Source organism: Bacillus sp. Medicinal_06 (assembly GCF_056711665.1).
In genome coordinates this window covers 477,333-495,109 of sequence record NZ_JBWYHD010000005.1, presented here as the reverse complement: position 1 = coordinate 495,109, position 17,777 = coordinate 477,333, and the positions used below count along the sequence as shown (strand labels likewise).

Genomic DNA, 17,777 nt, shown 5'->3' with positions numbered 1-17,777 from the left:
ATGAAAATTCACTTTTAAATGCACTTGTAAGTGTTCCTAAGCCTTTCAATGAGTCCTATTTGTGGACTTGGGATGATACAACATATCCCTTTACCCTTAATCTAGTTCGTGTAACTAATGAAAAAGTTGATACCATTCGATATGGTAAGAATTTAAAAGGTATTGAGAAGGAAGAAGATCCAACTGGGTTGATAACTAGAATATTCCCTCTTGGATATGGTGAAGGGGTAAACCAGTTAGGAATTGAGAAAGTAAATGGTGGTGTACCTTATTTAGAAGCAGAATTCCCTATTATTGATGAACACGGCATTCATAAACAAATATGGGTTGATAGATGTTTTGAAGATGCAAAATCATTAAAAGCATCAGCACAAGCCTTGTTAGATAAGTATAAGAAGCCGCAAACCACTGTTTCTGTGGACTGTATAGATTACGAACTCATTGATCCATACAAGATTATAAAATATGACATTGCAAAAATAGTTGGTGTATATGACCAAGATGTCGATACAAATGATGATTTAAGAATCATGAAAATTACTAAGCCGGATATTTATGGAGATCCATCGAATATACAGTTTGATCTTGGAAACGTTCGTGAAGATATCGGAACAACAATTACTGATTTACAAAAGAAGCAATTAGTAAACGATACTTATTCACAAGGTTCAACTAATATTGATAGTCGTGATTTCCAAGATAATTGTGATCCAGATCATCCAGCCGTTATAAGGTTTCAAATACCAAATGATGTTATGAATGTGAATGAATTATTGCTCACATTTGAAACTTTAAGATTTAGAGCCTACGAACGTGCGATAAAAGGCGGTGGGGCTGTTGTGGGTTCGACTTCCGCAGGTGGATCAAACATGTCTACAACATCGGCAGGTGGCGGATTGGTGATAACGAGTAGCGCAGGTGGCGGTATTGTTAAAACATCGAGTGGGGGTGGAGACCACGTTCATAAGATGTTTCATGGCGGTGGTATTATGCCTGCTGAACCTACTACAATAGGATTGCATACAGCTTTTTCTGATCCAGGTAGGAATACATCAGCTTCAATATACGTAAAAGGAACAGGTTCAAGCTTATACACACATGGCTCTAGTGGTGACCATACGCATGAGACTACATTGCCAAATCACACCCATAGTACTACTGTTCCGCCTCACTCACATGATTACAGTACACCAAGCCATACACATGATATGACATTGCCCAACCATACCCACGAAATTGAGTACGGCATCTTCGAATTTAACGAGACGCCATCAAAAGTAACGATAACTGTGGATGGTAATGTAGTTCCTTTCACCTCAACAAGTGGACAAGATATAGACTTGGAACCATATATAGCAAAGGATGATGAAGGGAAATTTCAACGCGGTCGTTATGTTGAGATTAAAATTACACCTAATAGTTTAGCTAGAATAAATGCCACTGTTACTGGACGTCTTTTTATCCAGTCAAGAAAAGGTGGAACATTTTAATATAAATTATTAAAAATACAAAAGGAGATGGAAAAACATGCAAAAAATTGAAATCCATACACAAAGCGGGTTAAAACACACGGTGCAAACTGAGGTATACAATGCACAGGTGCTAAACGATCAATTGAATAATAATGACCTAATCACCGTGCTTATCGGTGATTTTATTATTCAACGAATCGATGTGAAACGTATTCTTCCACTTGATCATCAAACTGTGGAAGGCACTACAAAAGTTGAAGTTCATACAAACGGCGGAAAAACAATTACGATTACGACAAATGATTATGATCCAATCTTCTTAAATGAACAATTAAACAACAGTAACACTGTAACAGTAGTTGTTGGAGATTACATCTTTTCAAGAATCGATGTAAAACAAGTGGTGCCTGTGAAAGAAGAACTAAAAGAACCAGAGCAACCAACAGACCCTGTTATTCCACCGACAACCGAGGAACCAGATCCAGAAGAAACAGGAGATGGTGGCACTACTGAGCCAACTACACCACCAACAGAAGGAGAAGAAACAACAGAAACGCCAAATGAACCTACAGAGCAGCAATAAGCTGGTCTTTTTATTTTGAAAGGAGCATGAATCATGTGGATTGTTATTATACAAGACTCCTATTCACCTAATGTATTCTATTTTATGGATTATGATGAAGCCAAAAGAAATTTTGATAAACAAGTTTCTATGGGTGTCGCATGTGTTTTGGCGGAATGTAAAGAAAGTAATTTTTAATGATACACTTTAGAATTGATATAGGTATTTAATAAGGAGGCTAAAGTATGATAAGAGATATGTTTGGCGACATAGTCTCAACAACCGAAAAGCGATGCAAAACGTGTAATCAAGTTACAGAAATAATATATAGTCATGGAGGGTTTTCTACTAGACCTTGTAAATGTACTGATGAGTTGTTTCGCAATATGATGAACGGAAAATCTAAAAAGGTTTTTATTGGAAAGGTACAGGGTCGTAAATTTGAATAAAATACGGCTTTGAATAGAAAAAGGGAGACTTTAACTCTCTTTTTCTTTAATATAGAAAGAGAATAAATGTTTTATATGATTAAATGGGTATGTGAGGTGAATATATGGAACAGTTTATTTCCATAATTATATTTTCTTTACCAGGATTACTTGCTTATTTTTGGTTACAACTCTTTGGCTTAAATCCAACAGTCAAGCATACACCAACTGAAATGGTAGGGCTTGTAGCCTTACTGTGGGTTCCAACTACTGGTTTAACAATTATTACGTATAACCTAGCAGTATATCTATTATCAATTCCAACTATTTATCTTACCGACATTAAAGAGATAAGCACATTATCAACAAATTTACTATTTTTGATGAGTTACGTGTTGTTAAGTACCTGTTTTAGTTTTTTAGTTGCTTTTATGTGGGGAAGCTATTTATACAAACTGGTTTTGAAATTGGTTAACAGGGTAAGGAAGCAACGTAAAACCTCTAGACTTTCAGAAGATACGAGTGTATGGGATACATTCTTTTTCAGGCTTGAAAAAGCTGAGGAAAAGGCACTTATTGTGGAAATGTACAAAATTGATAAGCCAGATGAAAAAACATATGGAGCTGTAATTAGGATGTCCCGCCCTTTTGAGACGGAACGATCCTTAATACTAGATGAATCTGAAGAATGGAAAGAATCACATGAGTACTATAAATATCCTGTTAAAAGAACTTACGTAGACACGAAATCAGGAATAGTAGTCAATGAGTTAGACCATTTAAACCCGACTGTCACTTCTTAGGTGGTCGCGGAGCTGAGTATGTAGGTCTTTCTCCTGAACGGATTTCACGCGGTGTAGGCGTTGCAGTCACTTTAGGAGTATTTGTTTGATTTGAATTAGACATGTTACAACCTCCTTTCTTCCAAATAATACAATAGTTTTTGAAAGAATTCGACAAAAAATTAAGAGGTCATTATACAAGTTTAAGAGAAGCGATTTCGCTTCTCTTTTTATTTTGAGGAGATGATCAGTGTGAAACGAATAGTAAATCAAGCAATTTATGAAAAGCATGTTAGCCAAGAAAATAAAAATCTAGTCAAAGATTTTCTAATTGAAAAGAAAGCACAAGGAAAAGCGGCAAGCACTTTACAGCAATACAATTGGGATTTACGAATTATTTTGTTTCTAATACATGAACACTTCGAAAATAAAAATCTTATTGGTTTAACACGAAAGGATATTCGAAATTTATCTATCATCTTTCAAGAAATGGGGATGTCCAATGCACGTGTAAATGGATTGATGAGTGCTTTACGTTCAGCACTTGAATTTTGCGCAGACGATGATGACTATAATTATGAATTCAATGTAGGTTCAAGGGTACGAGGTTTACCTAAGAATCCAATTAGAGAAATTACATTTATCACTGAGGACCAAATTAATTGGTTAATTGATGAATTACTTGAACAAGAGAAATATATGTTAGCAACTTATTTATCACTTTCATATTTTAGTGCAGCAAGAAAAAATGAAGTATATCAGGTACAAAAAAATGAATTAACTCAAAAATATTACACTAATATCGTACAAGGTAAATGTGGGAAGAAATTTCGATTGTACTATAACGATCGTGTACAAGAGTGTATAAAAATGTATTTGAATCAAAGAGGTAGGGATGCGATTCCTCAGTTGTTTGTAAAGTTATATAAAAACGGTCGACGACAATTAATTAATAAAAGTACATTTAATTATTGGTGTAAGATTTTTGGCCATATGTTAAGCGGAAAAGAAGGTAAAGAATATCGTATTAATCCACACTGTTTCCGACATAGTCGATTAGATAACTTGAAAGTTCAAGGAATACCATTAGAAATGCTAAAGTCTTTAGCGAATCACTCAGATATTTCTACAACAGAATCATATCTGAAGGATAGAAGTGAAGAGGATATCGCGAAGATTTTTGGTATGGATCCAAAATTATTTATTGCCTAGTAAGAAGGGACAAAATGTTCCTTCTTTTTATTGTGGAAGGGGATGAGACCAGTGGACAAATGCAAAGAGTGTGAAGAAAACAAATCAAAGATGCAAAATGTAGAGATACGTCTTGCTGTTGTAGAAAGTAAGGTAGCAAAAATCGAAGAAAACATTGAAAAAATCCTCAATAATACAAATTGGCTTGTGAAAAGTATTGTTGGTGGAATCATCGCAGCTATTCTCGCTTTCTTATTGAAAGGAGGTGGTATGTAATGATTAGTTTAGCTGTAATGATTGGAATTGTCGTTGGTCTTTCACAGATTGCAAAAACAATTGGATTACAAACAAAATACATTCCGTTAGTGAATTTAACGCTTGGCATTGTGCTAGGCGTTTTATTTTTGGGCGAAGATATTAAAACAAATGTATTTCAAGGAATCATCATCGGACTATCAGCAAGTGGATTATTTGACCACACAAAAATTATGAAAAAGGATGCTGATGTAAAATGAAACAAACATTAAAGGGAATCTCTTCAGTTTTATTAGCCGTTATTTTAGTATTGTCAATTGCAACGAGTGCATTTGCTGACAGAACGCTTATTATTCCTGATTTACCTAAGCAGCCGTATAGATATGGTGTAGATGCTTATGAAGGCGTTGTTGCTCACAGTACAGCAACCCCAGAAGCTCCAGCTATTAATATTAAAAAGTATGAGTCTCGTACATGGCGTTCGGCTTTCGTACATTATGCAGTAGATTGGAATGAAACAATTCAAATCGCTGATACAAAGTATATCGCTTATGGGGCTGGTTCAAGTGCTAATAAACGTTTTGTACATGTAGAATTATGTGAAACAGCAAATTATGATAAATTCAAACGTTCATACGATAAGTACGTAAAGCTATTGGCTAAAATCTTAAAAGATAACAATCTATCTGTAGAAAAAGGATTGTGGACTCACTACGATGTAACGAAATATCTTGGTGGTACAGATCACGAAGATCCACTTGATTATTTACGTAGTCACGGTGTATCAGAAGCGCAATTTCGTGCTGATGTAAAACGTGCATATAATAACAGTGATATTTCCGTTTCAGAGAAACCGTCTAAACCAGGCGAACCAATCGAAAATGTGGAAGGAATCGCATATATTGAAGGTTACAATGTAAATCTTCGTAAAGGGGCAGGTGCAAGTTACTCTGTTATTCGTCAGTTGAATAAACCAGAATCATATAAAGTATGGGGCGAAAAAGATGGATGGTTAAATCTCGGTGGGGATCAGTGGGTATATAACAATCCTTCTTACATCAAGTTTGAGAAGAAAGAACCAGTTAATCCAATTGCAGGTAAACGTGTTGTTGCTTAAGTGGACAATCTACGTTTCTATGATTCTCCATCTTGGCAGGATAAAGATGTTGCTGGTACTTTAGATTCAGGATTAGGATTTGCAATTGATGCAAAGGTAAGTGTAAATGGTTCTCCGCAGTACAAGGTACACAACAGCAAAGGTAAAACATACTATGTTACTGCAAATAAAGCCTATGTATATGTGAAGTAGGAAATGAAAAAAGAGCATTCTGAATTGGGAGGAATGCCCTTTTTCTTGTGGTTTCTCTTGAACCTATTAAAAATTATATGTAGTCAATTCTCAATGTATTCATATAAAGCCAAAAGTACCATCTTCCCCAGTTGAAGATGGTACTTTTCTATGGTGCTTGCTCTAGGTGTCATTTGTATTATACGCAAAATGCAATTTAATAATTACTAAATATATTACTGTAAATGAAGCTTATTGAAAATATTACCAATGTTTTCGACTACAACAACAAATAATGAAACAATCACAATGACACTTATCTTCCTTACACTTCCAACAATCACAATGATGCTTGTCTTTAGATTTCCAATCATCACAATGACGCTTGTTTTTACACTTCCAACAATCACAATGATGCTTGTCTTTAGATTTCCAATCATCACAATGACGCTTGTTTTTACACTTCCAACAATCACAATGATGCTTGTCCTTAGATTTCCAACAATCATGTTCCCAGCACATTTTTTATACCTCCCTTCAATTAAGGGTCATATTATTCTATGTTTTAGTAAAAAAACGGCTTGTTTACTAACCTATTATTTTATTTCTACATGATAGAATGATTCCTACTAGATATAGAACTAATACAAATAATGCTCCTTACGATAATTTTAGAGGGAGAGTGAATGGAACTTTAGATGCAGGACTAGGATTTACAATCGATGAAAAAGTAACTGTCAATGGATCATCACAATACAAAGTACACAATTCGAAAGGGAATACGTACTACATTACGGCTAGTGATGCGTACGTAAACGCACGTTAACGTAAAAGAAACCGGCTCTTAATTGAGTCGGTTTTTTAAGCTTTACCTCCCTAGGAAAATATTTTCTGATAATTATTTTTCAATTAATTTAAACAGGGAGTTTATATACAATATATAGAATTATGCTAGTATTTAGGAAAATGAGGGGGGGACTTGTTATGAGTGCACATATAGTAACTAAAGAGCAAATCAAGTACTTATTCGATACTTGGTATCAATCAATGTTGAAACAACAAGTGGAGAAAGCAAGGCAACTAAAAGAAGAAATTGACAATAATATTAATCATGTAGAATTGGATGAAGATGTATTACTGTATTTTGCCTTATTAAATTTCAGATATAATGTGCTGACTGACTGGATTTCGATTAAAGAAGATAGCTTTAATAATGTGGAATCTTTTGAAATTCCTAACAAAGGATACTTGGCATATTATTATCACTTTTTCAAAGCCATTTATCTTATGTTTGTTACAAAATATAAAGAAGCAAAAGAACAATTTGAGACAGCTGAAAATCTTTTGAAATATGTTCCAAATAAGTTGGAACAGGCGGAATTTTATTATCGATTAGGCTATTTTTATAATCAGTCTTATCAACATATGTCAGCGATTGATTGCATAAAAAAAGCAAAAGAAGAATTCATAAAGCAACCAGATTGCGAGATTAATGTTGCTTTATGTGAAAATATGTTTGGATTATGTTGTATCGATTTAAGACAATTTGAATTAGCTGAAGAAACATTTAATGCTGCACTAGATGTATTTCGAAAAGCTAATCATAAAAAATATGTGTTGATGGTTCGAAATAACCTAGGATTACTGTATGCAAATCAAAATTTATCAGAATTAGCAATTCGTCATTTATCAGAAGTTACAAATCACTCTCAAAATCATTTTCGTGCAATTTATTTGGAATCGGATGAAAATTTGAAAATAGGTGAATATGAAAAAGCTGAAGGATTAATAGAAAAAGGATTGTACATCTGTGATCAACTGGAAAATCAGGAGTATCAACATCGTTTCATGATTTTAAAAGCAATGAATACAAATACAGCTGCATTGGAAACGGCTGTTTTGGCAGGAATTTCGTATTTCGAAAAAGAAGAATTATTTGATTGCATTGAAGAATATGCAGATCGTTTAGCTGATAAATTTTATAATGACAACAACTATGAAAAAGCAGTCGAGTATTATCGCATGGGTAAAGAAGCCCGAAAAAAACAAATGGAAAAAGGAGCATTAAGATGATAAAAAAAATCCTCTTAACAACAATAGGTTGTGCATTTGCGGTATCTATAACAACTGGATTTTCGACATTAAACAAAGGAGATGGAGGAGCACCTGTAAGGCCAGATTTAGCGTTAAATAAAGTTGATACGATATCTGATAATAAGGGGGATGGTGGCGGAGCTCCTGCAAGACCTGACTATGTTAATATTGGTGACGGTGGTGGTTCGCCTTCTAATGCGCATGGAAACGGTGGAGGCATTGTAGCAAAAGAAATTTAAGTGAATTTACAGTAAAAGAAGAACATTTACCCTCACTAAAAGATGTTCTTCTTCTTTTTTTACTTTAAATCAGATATCTTTCTAACCTGTTTTTCCTTCGATTTAAAAGCCTCCTTGTATTGTTTAAATTCTTGTTTATCAACGTAAAACTTTTCACCCGTAGCTACATTCTTTACTAATTGTGTTTTAGTGAAAATTGCCTTTGTATAATAGTAAACCAAAAATGCTACTAAAGAAAAAGTAAGAGTTGGAATGAATAGAATAAATGCAATAACAATTAGCCATGTATCTAAAGTGGAATATATTGGATTTAATACTAATCTCTTTCCTGCTGCGGCTTCTGCTTGCGCTAATTGTTCCATACGTTGTAGCGATGCTACTGTATCATAACTCATCAAAAAACCTCCTTGAAGTAATACCTAAATCATACCAATTTTACGTAATAACTGTAAATATCACATTCTCATAGTATCATTTTAGAGGTTTTTAACTCGTTCAAGTAAATCAATTACTTGTGTATGTTTCTCTTTTAATTCTTCTAAAGAGATTTTTAATGCACTAGGATTGTCTAGTAAAAATTGTTTATATGATTGATGTTCATATATAAGGTGTGCAATCTCTATTTGATTACTTTGTTGATTTAATAGATATCCACTTTGTTTTTGAGCCATAAACATTTCTCTAATTAGTTTGTCTTTTTCAAATGCTATCGGATTGATTATCATATGCGCTTCCTCCAATTAAAATTTTAATTGTTCGTGATTTAGATGGATCACGGTGAATATACCCTTTCTCTTCTAGATGCAGTAAATGTCCATGTACTGTGGAACTAGAAGCAAGGCCAGTTGCTTTGCAAATTTCTCTGACAGTTGGAGGATATCCGTTTTCTATAACTTTTTCTTGGATGAAAGTTAGAATTTGAGCTTGTCTAGGAGTTAATGTTTTCATTTTGTAGTACCCTCTCTTTGTATAGGAAATATAATACTAAATAAATAGAATGAAATCAAACATACGTTCTAGTTATAGACAACAAAAAATGTATACATGGTGGAGAGTTAAACCAGTTTAGTTCTCTATCATGTACACATTGAATAACCTATGCCATAACAAGAAATGAAATATAATATAGAAGAAACATAAAACATCAATTATTAATTGGTGTTTTATGTTGGAGTGAATGTGGTCAAAATGTGATCAATTAAGATTAGGAATAGAAAAATGCGATTCCATATTTTTAAGGAATCGCATTTTAACAGGGTTTTTAGTATGACCCCGGAGAGGCTCGAACTCACGACCTCCACCCTGTCAAGGTGGCGCTCTCCCTGCTGAGCTACGGGATCGTAATAAATATTGATGTTGTTTTATGTCTGATAATTCTGTTAAGTTGATTATACATAACTAATTGTCACATTACAATAGTTTTTAATTACAATATGTAAACTGTTATATACTAGTTGGAAATGAGAAGTGTATGGAAAGGTTTTACGTGTTAGAAGAAAGAAAGGTTTATAGAGTATGTTTTTTTAGAAGTGATCATTGCAAGTATTTAAATGAAAGAAAAGAATGTCAGCTTGTATTATTTCTTCCTAAACTTTAATAAAGGACTTGTATCACTTAATTCAACAAAGAAGGGAAAAAGAAATAAGAAAGGTAAAGCATGAGCACCAAATTCAAACGTATCATCTGAAAGATATTGTCTTTCAAAACAATAAGGACAGTCCTTACCATCATTTTGCATGAGAAGTGACCAGGTATCTTTTGCTTTCCATTTCGCTTTACAATTCGTACAACGAGTCATAAAACGCCTCCTTTTCCTTTGGTTTATTATATTTGCCTAAATATCCCATTTAATTATATACAGAATACATACTAGAGTAAATGAAATCGGGTAGAAGTTTATATGTATTACGTGTGAATCGGTAATACAGTATCATTGTAAATAATATATATTCATTTAATTTGAAACTTCGATATAAGCCTATGATCTATAAATGAAAGGAGAGTATCACAATGGTTAAAAAAGTGATTGGTTTTGTTATGGGAGGCCTTGTTTTATTTGGAGTTATACTCGGCAGCGTTATGTGGTTTCATAAAACAGATAAACAAGAAACGAATGTTGAAAAAACTGAGACAATGAAAGAGGTAGATAAATCAAAAGATATTGGCATGAAGATTAGAGAAATGCATAGTGATTTAAATCATATTACTGGTTGGGAAAAGTATGAGGGTTTTGAGAAAACGGATGCTCCAGCTTGGGAAAAAAATGAATCGGGATTCAAATTAATTGATACAACGTTAAAAGAAGCGGTTTCTTTATGTAAAGGGGATTTGAAAGAAGATTTGGAGCGAGCTAAAAAATTGCTTGCTATTTCAGTTCAAAATCATGATACAACAGCGTTAATATATGTTCATCGTATTTTACATGATCTTGATATCGGACAAAACAGATTGAAAGAGAAAGATGTATTTAATAGTGCAAAAGCAGGGGCTGGTAATGCTAGTGAAATACCTACTTATGATGATTATATGAAGAGACATAGCAAATAAATCTTTCATTTCTAGTTGTTTTGGTAGGATATTCTTTTTACAACGTCATGGAAATAGTATATAACAGAAATAGAGAATAGATTTATAAATATTCATAGATTAAAGGAGCACATACGAATGGTAAGAAAAACTTTCAAGATGCGTGTACCTAGAAATAGAACAATTTCAATAAATGGTGCGATTCTTGATGTGGATGTTTCTCATGATGAATTTTTAGATGAGTTTATTGAATGGGTGGATTCAAAGGGCTGGTCCTTTATGGGAATGACTGATGAGGTTACAGAAGAGGAAGCTGGAAATAATTTAATAGATTTATTGGCTGATGAGAAGGATAAGAAAGAATGAGTCCTTCTTATTTTTATGCGTATGATTATGTCCTTTCTTGTAAAATTATGATATAGTGAAAAACGGTAATTATTTTTCCATTTTAATACCAATTCGCTGTCGGATTGGTAAAGTTAGTACATACGGTGAAAAAGAAAATAGAAAAGGGAGAGTCATATGGTAAATTGTAAGAAGATTTTGGTTTTTATGATGGTTATTTGTTTATTCTTTTTAACACCTATGACATTGTACGCTGAAACTGGCACTGCACCAGTACCGGCACTAGGCCAAGGGCCAAATGTATTTGGTCAGTTTGCAGTTTCAATCGATGCAAAAACAGGGGATGTGTTGTACGACAAAAATGCATATCAACATGCATTTCCAGCAAGTATGACGAAGGTATTGACTGCTATTTTATTAATGGAGCATGTGAAGCCGGAGGAGCAATTTACGTTTTCACAACCTGCATTAGATCAGGAAAAGAGTAATTATCAACTTGAATTTCAAGTAGGGGAAACGATCGATCGGAATACAGCGCTTATAATTTTAATGGTGCTGAGTGCAAATGATGTTTCGTATGCAATTGGTGAACGTATTGGAGGAAGTATAGAGAATTTTGCAAATATGATGAATGAGAAAGCAAAGCAACTAGGAGCAAAAGATAGTCATTTTATAACGCCAAATGGTTTACATGACCCAAATCATTATACGACGGCATATGATATGGCAATGATTACGAGAGGGATTCAGCAATATCCTGAGATTTTACAAGCTATGAATACAAAAAGGATAACGGTTACAACATCTAGACAAACGGTTTCTATTTTTAATAAAGCTACCTATTTTGAAAACCCATACAGTATTGGGGGAAAAACGGGTTTTACAAATGAAGCACGCAACACACTTGTATTGTTAAATGAGAAAGATGGCAATCGTATTATCAATGTTGTGATGGCATCACAAAGACCCGAAATTTATGAAGATATGCGTCAAATTGCAGATTATTCCTTCGCTCAATTTACAAAGCAAATGGTATTAGATAAAAATAATTGGCATCAGCAGGCAACATATTTAGACAAAAATATAGATTGTGAACTGGAAAAAAGTGCAGAATTGATGTTAAAGAAAGATGAAGGAAAGAATGTGAAAACAGTTTTTAAAGCGGCTTCGGTTGATAAGGAACAATTATATCAAAAAGGAATTCAACGCGGAGATGTGATCGGGACAGTAGATGTGACGAAAAATAATCAAACGATTGAAAGCATTAATGTTCTTTCTAAGGAAGATGTGACATTTGCAATGCCTAAAAAAAATATAAAGCCAGCTGAGCCTACGTACCCATTTGGGTTGATGGCAAGTATCGGAATTGGATGTATTGCTTGCATGATAATAGGCTTATATATGGTAAGGCGAGCTAAAAAGAATGCGATTTCAGAAGGGGAATAGGCAATGATCCATTGCCTATTTTTTATTGCGTTTTCCGGTTGTTCATTATAGTATTGATTTAAGTTCTCTTTTAAGAACAACTCAGGATATCCTTGTTTTACGTGCATATACATAATAAAAAGGAGGAGATACGGATGAAACTAGTTTGGAAGATTATTAGTAACGTTATCTCATTTGTTTTATTTGCGCTCATGGTTTGTTTAGCGTTTATTGTCATTTCATCAAAAGCGAGCGGCGGGGATCCAACCGTAATGGGATATCAATTTAAAACGGTACTATCTGGATCGATGGAACCAACATTTTTAACAGGGTCAATTATTGCGATTGAACCAACGAAAGATGGATCTAAATATAAAAAAGGTGATGTAATTACTTTTAAAGAAGATGAGAAAAAAATTGTCACTCACCGTGTTATTGGTGTGAAAGATGTAAATGGGAAAGTCATGTATGAAACAAAAGGTGACAATAATAATGGCCCAGATTTAAAGCCAGTCTTAGCGGAAAATGTTATTGGAAAATATGAAAATATTACAATTCCATATGTAGGATATTTGCTGAACTATGCAAATTCAAAAGCTGGAGCTGCCTTGCTTTTAATTATTCCAGGCGTATGCTTACTCATGTATTCTATAATTTCTATTTTTAGTGCAATCCGCAGCATTGACAATGAAAAGAAAAATAAATCTACAGATGTTGGGCAATCTGTGTAATTCCGTTATTTTATCTACTTTGGAGATTATAAATATATAGATAGTATTGGGGATATGGACATGACCTTAAAGAGAAAATTGGGAATGGGAATTATATCGGCAATTATAGGAGCATCATTAATTGGAGGAGGAACATATGCGTACTTTAACGATAAAGAAGTCTCAAATAATACATTTGCGGCAGGTACGCTTGATTTAACTGCAAATCCGACAGCAATTATTAATGTAAATAATATTAAGCCTGGTGATACGATTATTCGTGATTTTGAACTGGTAAACAGCGGTACGCTAGATATTGAAAAAGTTTTATTATACTCCGAATATAGCGTGAAAGATGCAAAAGGTGACAATATTGAAGATTTTGGTGACCATATTAAAGTAACGATTTTAAGAAATATGGACAAGGGACATGCGATTATAAAAGAAAAGAAATTATCTCAATTAACAGGAAAACCATCCGTACCAGTTAATAACGACGCCCTTTCTGAGAGAGTAGATGAGAAGGGAATTAAAGCGGGGAACAAGGATACATTTAAAGTGAAATTCGAGTTTATGGATAATGGAAAAAATCAAAATCAATTCCAAGGAGATATGCTTGAGTTGAAATGGACTTTTGAAGCGCAACAAACAGCTGGTATAGAGACAGAATGATATGAATAGGCTATCAAATTGATAGTCTATTCTATTGTATATATTATTTTCGAACGATTATACGGAGATATGTACACGAGAGAATAGATCGATAGAACTAAGGTGTTTTTAATGTGCAGAAAGGTTATATGACACAAAATTGTAAAAAAATTCTATATTTTTTATTTAATTTTCGGATTTTATTCTTTATAATGAAATTATGTTCTTTATAGAGAATTGAATGCGAGTAATAGGAGAGATTGGAATGCTGAAATCATCAAAAAAAATAAAAACAATGCTCATGTTACCATGTATGTGTTCAATGGCTTTCTATATGGGATCACAAGTAGTTACGTATACAGAGGCTGCTTTTGTAAATGAGACAAAAGTCTATTCTACGGTTTCAACTGCAATTGTATTTCCAAAAACGATTGATACTTTGATGAAAGAAGCAGAGCAGCATGAGAATTTTATTTTAAAGGTAGCTGAGGGAATGAATAAGGAAACAAAAGCTGATTCTGTAGAAGTACTCGAACAAAAAGTGCAGCAGTGGAGAGAACAATTTGAAAAAGTAAAAGTAGAACGTGAGGCCTTGCAGCAAATATATGCAGAAATAGAAGATTATTATAAGCAATCAGTAGAAAATGTAAGGGTAAATAATAGCGATTCAAGTAAGCAAGTGCTTCAATATGTGCAAGGTGGTTTTACTAAAGTAGGGAGCATGAAGGATAATATTGATAAAAAAGTATCGGTACAAAAAATCGAAGAATTTATGCTAACCCTACAAAAGAAAATCGAAAATGAAAAAGCGCAACAGGTAAGTAACACACCTCAAAAAACAGAGCAGGAACAAGTAGTACCTTCTTCTGAGCAAAAAGAATCAAGCAGACAAGAAGAAATAAAGCAACCATTAAAGTCTAAACAAGAACAAGTAGTACCTTCTTCTGAGCAAAAAGAATCAAGCAGACAAGAAGAAATAAAGCAACCATCAAACCCTAAACAAGAACAAGTCAATCAAGCTCAACATGTGAAGAAGACCAATCCAGTATTACAACAACCTGAAGAGAATAAAGAAGAAGTACAGAAACGAGATTCAAGCGCTGTACATGAAAATCACTGATTTTTGGGTTATACCTTCTACAAATGTAGAGGTTAACATAAAAAAAATGAAGTTCAGGGGGAATATGGGATGGGAATTAAGAAAAAATTAGGAATGGGTGTTGCATCAGCTGCATTAGGACTATCTTTAATTGGTGGAGGAACATTTGCATACTTTAGTGATAAGGAAGTATCAAATAATACATTTGCAGCAGGTACATTAGATCTTTCTGTAGATCCAACGACGATTATTGATGTTGATAATATTAAGCCAGGGGATAAAATGACACGTGACTTTAAGCTTGTCAATAATGGTTCATTAGATATAAAAACTGTGAAATTATTAACGGATTATAATGTAGTAGATTCAAAAGGAGATAATTCAGAAGACTTCGGTAAGCATATCCGCGTGAATTTCTTCTGGAATTGGGATAAATTAAGTGAACCTATTTTCTCAACGACATTGGCTGATTTAAAAGCTATGTCTCCAGATGCAGTGGAAAAAAGTATTTTTGCAGGTTGGTTTGCTGAAAATGGCGGTTTGAAACATGGTGATTCTGATTATCTTTGGGTACAATATGAATTTGTAGATAATAAACAAGATCAAAATCAATTCCAAGGTGATAAACTTGAGTTGAAATGGACATTTGAAGCAGAACAAACAGAAGGATCAGAAAAATAATAGAATTGATAGAAAAAAGGTAGGTTTTACCTGCCTTTTTTCTATACCAATTCTTGTTATATGAGGGATGCATATGAATAAGAAGTGGTTATTTATCATGAGTATATATCTGATTCTAGTATTATTCATTGGTATTACAAAAAATATTGATCAAGTGTATGCGGAGGAGCGGCGAGAAATAGATATAAGCCTTGAGCCAAAAGAAGTACTATTCCATGTTTCAAATATGAAGCCGGGTGACTGGGCAAATCGAAGTATACGTATCAGTAATGTAGGGACACAGAAATTATCATATATTATAAAAAGCGAGGTTTCAGAAGGATCTGAGAAATTATATGAAGCTCTTAGGATCACTGTAAAAGATAAAAAAAGAGTTTTATATGAGGGAAGTCTTGGGAAACTTCAAAGTATGGAAAAGCGCACATTAGCAGTTGATAAAATTGACGAGCTTCTCTATACGATACATGTTCCTAAAGAGTTAGGAAATGAGTATCAAGGATTACAAACAATAGTAAAATTTATTTTTTATGCGGAAGGACCAAGCGGGAATGGTATGGGTACTGAAAATGAAATGGGAAGCAATCAAATACAACCTCCTACATCCGTAAATTCTAATAATAGCTGGCAGCTACCACGTACAGGTATGCAGCAGAGTAGCCTGATTTTAATAGGGCTTGGCTTAGTATGGTGTGGATTTTATTTTTATAAAAAGTATATTCAAATGAAGTATAGGAAGGATTAATTCTTTTTTGTACATGTCTAGAAATAGAGTGCAGATGAAGTGAGCGAGGAATTGAAGCGGGCTTTAATAAAGAAAACTTAGAAATACTTTTAACTGTTTTTAGATAACAAAATTAATATTATTTTATAGTTGCAATTACACCCTTACGTTCTTTATAATGAACATAAGGTGACTTTTTAAAGAACAGACGGATTTAGAGGATATTGTACATACATTTGCCATACCTCTTATCCTGTATTAAGAGATAACAATAAAAAATAGCTAGGGGGAATTTAAAGTGAGTTTAAAGAAAAAATTAGGTATGGGAGTCGCTTCAGCGGCATTAGGATTATCTTTAATCGGTGGAGGAACGTTCGCTTACTTTAGTGACAAAGAAGTATCAAATAATACGTTTGCAGCGGGTACATTAGATCTTACTTTGGACCCAAAAACACTTGTAGACATTAAAGATTTAAAACCAGGTGATACTGTTAAGAAAGAGTTCTTATTAAAGAACAGTGGTACATTAGCAATTAAAGATGTGAAATTAGTAACGAAATACGAAGTAAAAGATGCAAAAGGCGATAATGCTGGGGAAGATTTCGGTAAGCATATTAAAGTAAAATTCCTTTGGAACTGGGATAAACAAAGTGAACCTGTATATGAAACAACACTAGCAGATTTACAAAACGTTGATCCAGATGTTTTAGCGAAAGATATCTTTGCTCCAGAGTGGGGTGAAAAAGGCGGTTTAGAAGCTGGAACAGAAGATTACCTATGGGTACAATTTGAGTTTGTGGATAATAAAGACGATCAAAATAAATTCCAAGGCGATGCATTAAACCTAGAATGGACATTTAATGCAAACCAAACAGATGGGGAAGAAAGATAAGAAAATTAAGCAAAAAAGCGGGGAGATTCCCCGCTTTTTTCTTAAATAAAAAAAGAGTGCTCCCCAGTATGCACCCCTTCTCGTATACACTATTTCTGGTTTTGCTTCCATTTTGTAAACTCTAGAAATTCGCGGAATTGCTCTTTTGAAACGCCGGAGTTCATGGCTTCTTTGACGAGATGTGTCCATTCCGAGTCCAATTGGCTTTCGGATGTTGTTTCGTCATGGAGGAGCATGTCAACTGGTATTTGTAGAACATTTGCGATTTTTTCAAGAAATTGAATGGAAGGATTCTTTTGCAAGTTACGTTCAATAGAGCTGATGTAAGACTTCGCCACACCGGCTTTTTCAGCAAGTTCTGTTAAAGAAATCCCTCTTTGCAAACGAAGGCGTTTTATGCGTTCTCCTATCATCTT

General features: G+C 33.9%; 23 protein-coding genes, 1 tRNA gene and 3 pseudogenes. 20 read left to right on the top strand and 7 right to left on the bottom strand.

Translation table 11 applies throughout. The features are described 5' to 3' along the window. From AC1M36_RS15525 to AC1M36_RS15490, 8 genes and pseudogenes are all read left to right on the top strand, one after another. On the top strand, nt 1-1,490 hold a 1,490-nt coding region (locus AC1M36_RS15525; protein WP_479846023.1), incomplete at its 5' end, for a phage tail spike protein. A 37-nt stretch (nt 1,491-1,527) separates the two neighbouring features. Beyond that, nucleotides 1,528-2,055 (top strand): hypothetical protein, encoded by a 528-nt coding sequence (locus AC1M36_RS15520; RefSeq protein WP_479846022.1) that lies wholly within the window; start codon nt 1,528-1,530, stop codon nt 2,053-2,055. Between the two features lie 33 nt (nt 2,056-2,088). Beyond that, a complete protein-coding gene (locus AC1M36_RS15515) occupies nt 2,089-2,232 on the top strand; it encodes a hypothetical protein (protein WP_241818671.1) in 144 nt (47 codons plus the stop codon). Between the two features lie 355 nt (nt 2,233-2,587). After that, nucleotides 2,588-3,265, top strand: a complete 678-nt coding sequence (locus tag AC1M36_RS15510; protein ID WP_336452806.1) for a hypothetical protein — start codon at nt 2,588-2,590, stop codon at nt 3,263-3,265. A gap of 231 nt (nt 3,266-3,496) precedes the next feature. Next, nucleotides 3,497-4,456 carry a tyrosine-type recombinase/integrase gene (locus AC1M36_RS15505; RefSeq protein ID WP_479846021.1) on the top strand — a complete coding sequence of 320 codons (960 nt, stop codon included), beginning with the start codon at nt 3,497-3,499 and terminating at the stop codon, nt 4,454-4,456. A 42-nt stretch (nt 4,457-4,498) separates the two neighbouring features. Further along, nucleotides 4,499-4,711 (top strand): hemolysin XhlA family protein, encoded by a 213-nt coding sequence (locus AC1M36_RS15500; RefSeq protein ID WP_241818675.1) that lies wholly within the window; start codon nt 4,499-4,501, stop codon nt 4,709-4,711. Continuing rightward, a complete protein-coding gene (locus tag AC1M36_RS15495) occupies nt 4,711-4,950 on the top strand; it encodes a holin (RefSeq protein WP_479846020.1) in 240 nt (79 codons plus the stop codon). The genes AC1M36_RS15500 and AC1M36_RS15495 overlap by 1 nt, the downstream gene beginning before the upstream one ends. Beyond that, a pseudogene (locus AC1M36_RS15490) lies at nt 4,947-5,999 on the top strand (N-acetylmuramoyl-L-alanine amidase). Before AC1M36_RS15495 ends, AC1M36_RS15490 begins: the two are co-directional and overlap by 4 nt. A gap of 215 nt (nt 6,000-6,214) precedes the next feature. Here the strand turns inward: AC1M36_RS15490 and AC1M36_RS15485 are convergent. Further along, nucleotides 6,215-6,487 (bottom strand): hypothetical protein, encoded by a 273-nt coding sequence (locus AC1M36_RS15485; RefSeq protein ID WP_479846019.1) that lies wholly within the window; start codon nt 6,485-6,487, stop codon nt 6,215-6,217. A gap of 173 nt (nt 6,488-6,660) precedes the next feature. Here AC1M36_RS15485 and AC1M36_RS15480 point away from each other — a divergent pair. The 3 genes and pseudogenes from AC1M36_RS15480 to AC1M36_RS15470 form a co-directional block, all read left to right on the top strand. Next, nucleotides 6,661-6,804, top strand: a pseudogene (locus AC1M36_RS15480) (N-acetylmuramoyl-L-alanine amidase); the annotation flags it as partial. Between the two features lie 158 nt (nt 6,805-6,962). Continuing rightward, nucleotides 6,963-8,051 carry a response regulator aspartate phosphatase gene (locus tag AC1M36_RS15475; RefSeq protein WP_479846018.1) on the top strand — a complete coding sequence of 363 codons (1,089 nt, stop codon included), beginning with the start codon at nt 6,963-6,965 and terminating at the stop codon, nt 8,049-8,051. After that, on the top strand, nt 8,051-8,311 hold the full coding sequence (locus tag AC1M36_RS15470; protein ID WP_033799691.1) for a hypothetical protein: 261 nt from the start codon (nt 8,051-8,053) through the stop codon (nt 8,309-8,311). Before AC1M36_RS15475 ends, AC1M36_RS15470 begins: the two co-directional genes overlap by 1 nt. A gap of 59 nt (nt 8,312-8,370) precedes the next feature. Here AC1M36_RS15470 and AC1M36_RS15465 read toward each other — a convergent pair whose 3' ends face one another. The 5 genes and pseudogenes from AC1M36_RS15465 to AC1M36_RS15445 all read right to left on the bottom strand — a co-directional run bounded on the left by AC1M36_RS15465 (nt 8,371) and on the right by AC1M36_RS15445 (nt 10,109). After that, nucleotides 8,371-8,706: a hypothetical protein gene (locus AC1M36_RS15465; RefSeq protein ID WP_479846017.1), complete on the bottom strand. Its 336-nt coding sequence runs from the start codon at nt 8,704-8,706 to the stop codon at nt 8,371-8,373. Between the two features lie 81 nt (nt 8,707-8,787). Continuing rightward, a complete protein-coding gene (locus tag AC1M36_RS15460; RefSeq protein ID WP_336452800.1) occupies nt 8,788-9,036 on the bottom strand; it encodes a hypothetical protein in 249 nt (82 codons plus the stop codon). Further along, a pseudogene (locus AC1M36_RS15455) lies at nt 9,014-9,259 on the bottom strand (LexA family protein); the annotation flags it as partial. The pseudogene AC1M36_RS15455 and the gene AC1M36_RS15460, both read right to left, overlap by 23 nt. 319 nt (nt 9,260-9,578) lie before the next feature. Beyond that, nucleotides 9,579-9,651, bottom strand: a tRNA-Val gene (locus AC1M36_RS15450). Nucleotides 9,652-9,887: 236 nt separating this feature from the next. Then, nucleotides 9,888-10,109 carry a hypothetical protein gene (locus AC1M36_RS15445; RefSeq protein ID WP_336452798.1) on the bottom strand — a complete coding sequence of 74 codons (222 nt, stop codon included), beginning with the start codon at nt 10,107-10,109 and terminating at the stop codon, nt 9,888-9,890. A gap of 212 nt (nt 10,110-10,321) precedes the next feature. On the opposite strand from AC1M36_RS15445, the gene AC1M36_RS15440 reads away from it, so the two are divergent. The 9 genes from AC1M36_RS15440 (at nt 10,322) to calY (ending at nt 17,361) form a co-directional block, all read left to right on the top strand. Beyond that, the gene (locus AC1M36_RS15440; RefSeq protein WP_479846016.1) at nt 10,322-10,858 is read left to right on the top strand and encodes a hypothetical protein; all 537 of its coding nucleotides are present in this window, start codon (nt 10,322-10,324) and stop codon (nt 10,856-10,858) included. Between the two features lie 117 nt (nt 10,859-10,975). Then, entirely contained in the window at nt 10,976-11,203 is a 228-nt protein-coding gene (locus tag AC1M36_RS15435) for a hypothetical protein (protein WP_336452796.1), read from the top strand. 156 nt (nt 11,204-11,359) lie between these two features. Continuing rightward, entirely contained in the window at nt 11,360-12,628 is a 1,269-nt protein-coding gene (locus AC1M36_RS15430; RefSeq protein WP_479846015.1) for a D-alanyl-D-alanine carboxypeptidase family protein, read from the top strand. 134 nt (nt 12,629-12,762) lie between these two features. Beyond that, a complete protein-coding gene (sipW, locus tag AC1M36_RS15425; RefSeq protein WP_336452794.1) occupies nt 12,763-13,338 on the top strand; it encodes a signal peptidase I SipW in 576 nt (191 codons plus the stop codon). Nucleotides 13,339-13,398: 60 nt separating this feature from the next. After that, nucleotides 13,399-13,989, top strand: coding sequence for a TasA family protein (locus tag AC1M36_RS15420; protein ID WP_336452793.1), 591 nt, complete (start codon nt 13,399-13,401; stop codon nt 13,987-13,989). A 244-nt stretch (nt 13,990-14,233) separates the two neighbouring features. Then, complete coding sequence (locus AC1M36_RS15415; RefSeq protein ID WP_336452792.1) at nt 14,234-15,088, top strand: DUF4047 domain-containing protein; 855 nt, start codon at nt 14,234-14,236, stop codon at nt 15,086-15,088. Between the two features lie 69 nt (nt 15,089-15,157). Next, the gene (locus AC1M36_RS15410) at nt 15,158-15,748 is read left to right on the top strand and encodes a CalY family protein (protein WP_336452791.1); all 591 of its coding nucleotides are present in this window, start codon (nt 15,158-15,160) and stop codon (nt 15,746-15,748) included. A gap of 73 nt (nt 15,749-15,821) precedes the next feature. Then, nucleotides 15,822-16,490: a TasA family protein gene (locus AC1M36_RS15405; RefSeq protein WP_336452790.1), complete on the top strand. Its 669-nt coding sequence runs from the start codon at nt 15,822-15,824 to the stop codon at nt 16,488-16,490. Between the two features lie 277 nt (nt 16,491-16,767). Then, on the top strand, nt 16,768-17,361 hold the full coding sequence (gene calY, locus AC1M36_RS15400) for a biofilm matrix protein CalY (RefSeq protein ID WP_336452789.1): 594 nt from the start codon (nt 16,768-16,770) through the stop codon (nt 17,359-17,361). An 89-nt stretch (nt 17,362-17,450) separates the two neighbouring features. On the opposite strand, the gene AC1M36_RS15395 is transcribed toward calY, so the two are convergent. Beyond that, on the bottom strand, nt 17,451-17,774 hold the full coding sequence (locus tag AC1M36_RS15395; protein ID WP_336452788.1) for a helix-turn-helix domain-containing protein: 324 nt from the start codon (nt 17,772-17,774) through the stop codon (nt 17,451-17,453). Between the last annotated feature and the right edge of the window lie 3 nt (nt 17,775-17,777).

Coding starts and splice junctions, on each gene's coding strand:
- AC1M36_RS15520 (WP_479846022.1), top strand. CDS start 1,528: ATGCAAAAAATTGAAATCCATACACAAAGCGGGTTAAAACACACGGTG.
- AC1M36_RS15515 (WP_241818671.1), top strand. CDS start 2,089: ATGTGGATTGTTATTATACAAGACTCCTATTCACCTAATGTATTCTAT.
- AC1M36_RS15510 (WP_336452806.1), top strand. CDS start 2,588: ATGGAACAGTTTATTTCCATAATTATATTTTCTTTACCAGGATTACTT.
- AC1M36_RS15500 (WP_241818675.1), top strand. CDS start 4,499: ATGAGACCAGTGGACAAATGCAAAGAGTGTGAAGAAAACAAATCAAAG.
- AC1M36_RS15495 (WP_479846020.1), top strand. CDS start 4,711: ATGATTAGTTTAGCTGTAATGATTGGAATTGTCGTTGGTCTTTCACAG.
- AC1M36_RS15485 (WP_479846019.1), bottom strand. CDS start 6,487: ATGATTGTTGGAAATCTAAGGACAAGCATCATTGTGATTGTTGGAAGT.
- AC1M36_RS15475 (WP_479846018.1), top strand. CDS start 6,963: ATGAGTGCACATATAGTAACTAAAGAGCAAATCAAGTACTTATTCGAT.
- AC1M36_RS15465 (WP_479846017.1), bottom strand. CDS start 8,706: ATGAGTTATGATACAGTAGCATCGCTACAACGTATGGAACAATTAGCG.
- AC1M36_RS15460 (WP_336452800.1), bottom strand. CDS start 9,036: ATGATAATCAATCCGATAGCATTTGAAAAAGACAAACTAATTAGAGAA.
- AC1M36_RS15445 (WP_336452798.1), bottom strand. CDS start 10,109: ATGACTCGTTGTACGAATTGTAAAGCGAAATGGAAAGCAAAAGATACC.
- AC1M36_RS15440 (WP_479846016.1), top strand. CDS start 10,322: ATGGTTAAAAAAGTGATTGGTTTTGTTATGGGAGGCCTTGTTTTATTT.
- AC1M36_RS15435 (WP_336452796.1), top strand. CDS start 10,976: ATGGTAAGAAAAACTTTCAAGATGCGTGTACCTAGAAATAGAACAATT.
- AC1M36_RS15430 (WP_479846015.1), top strand. CDS start 11,360: ATGGTAAATTGTAAGAAGATTTTGGTTTTTATGATGGTTATTTGTTTA.
- sipW (WP_336452794.1), top strand. CDS start 12,763: ATGAAACTAGTTTGGAAGATTATTAGTAACGTTATCTCATTTGTTTTA.
- AC1M36_RS15420 (WP_336452793.1), top strand. CDS start 13,399: ATGACCTTAAAGAGAAAATTGGGAATGGGAATTATATCGGCAATTATA.
- AC1M36_RS15415 (WP_336452792.1), top strand. CDS start 14,234: ATGCTGAAATCATCAAAAAAAATAAAAACAATGCTCATGTTACCATGT.
- AC1M36_RS15410 (WP_336452791.1), top strand. CDS start 15,158: ATGGGAATTAAGAAAAAATTAGGAATGGGTGTTGCATCAGCTGCATTA.
- AC1M36_RS15405 (WP_336452790.1), top strand. CDS start 15,822: ATGAATAAGAAGTGGTTATTTATCATGAGTATATATCTGATTCTAGTA.
- AC1M36_RS15395 (WP_336452788.1), bottom strand. CDS start 17,774: ATGATAGGAGAACGCATAAAACGCCTTCGTTTGCAAAGAGGGATTTCT.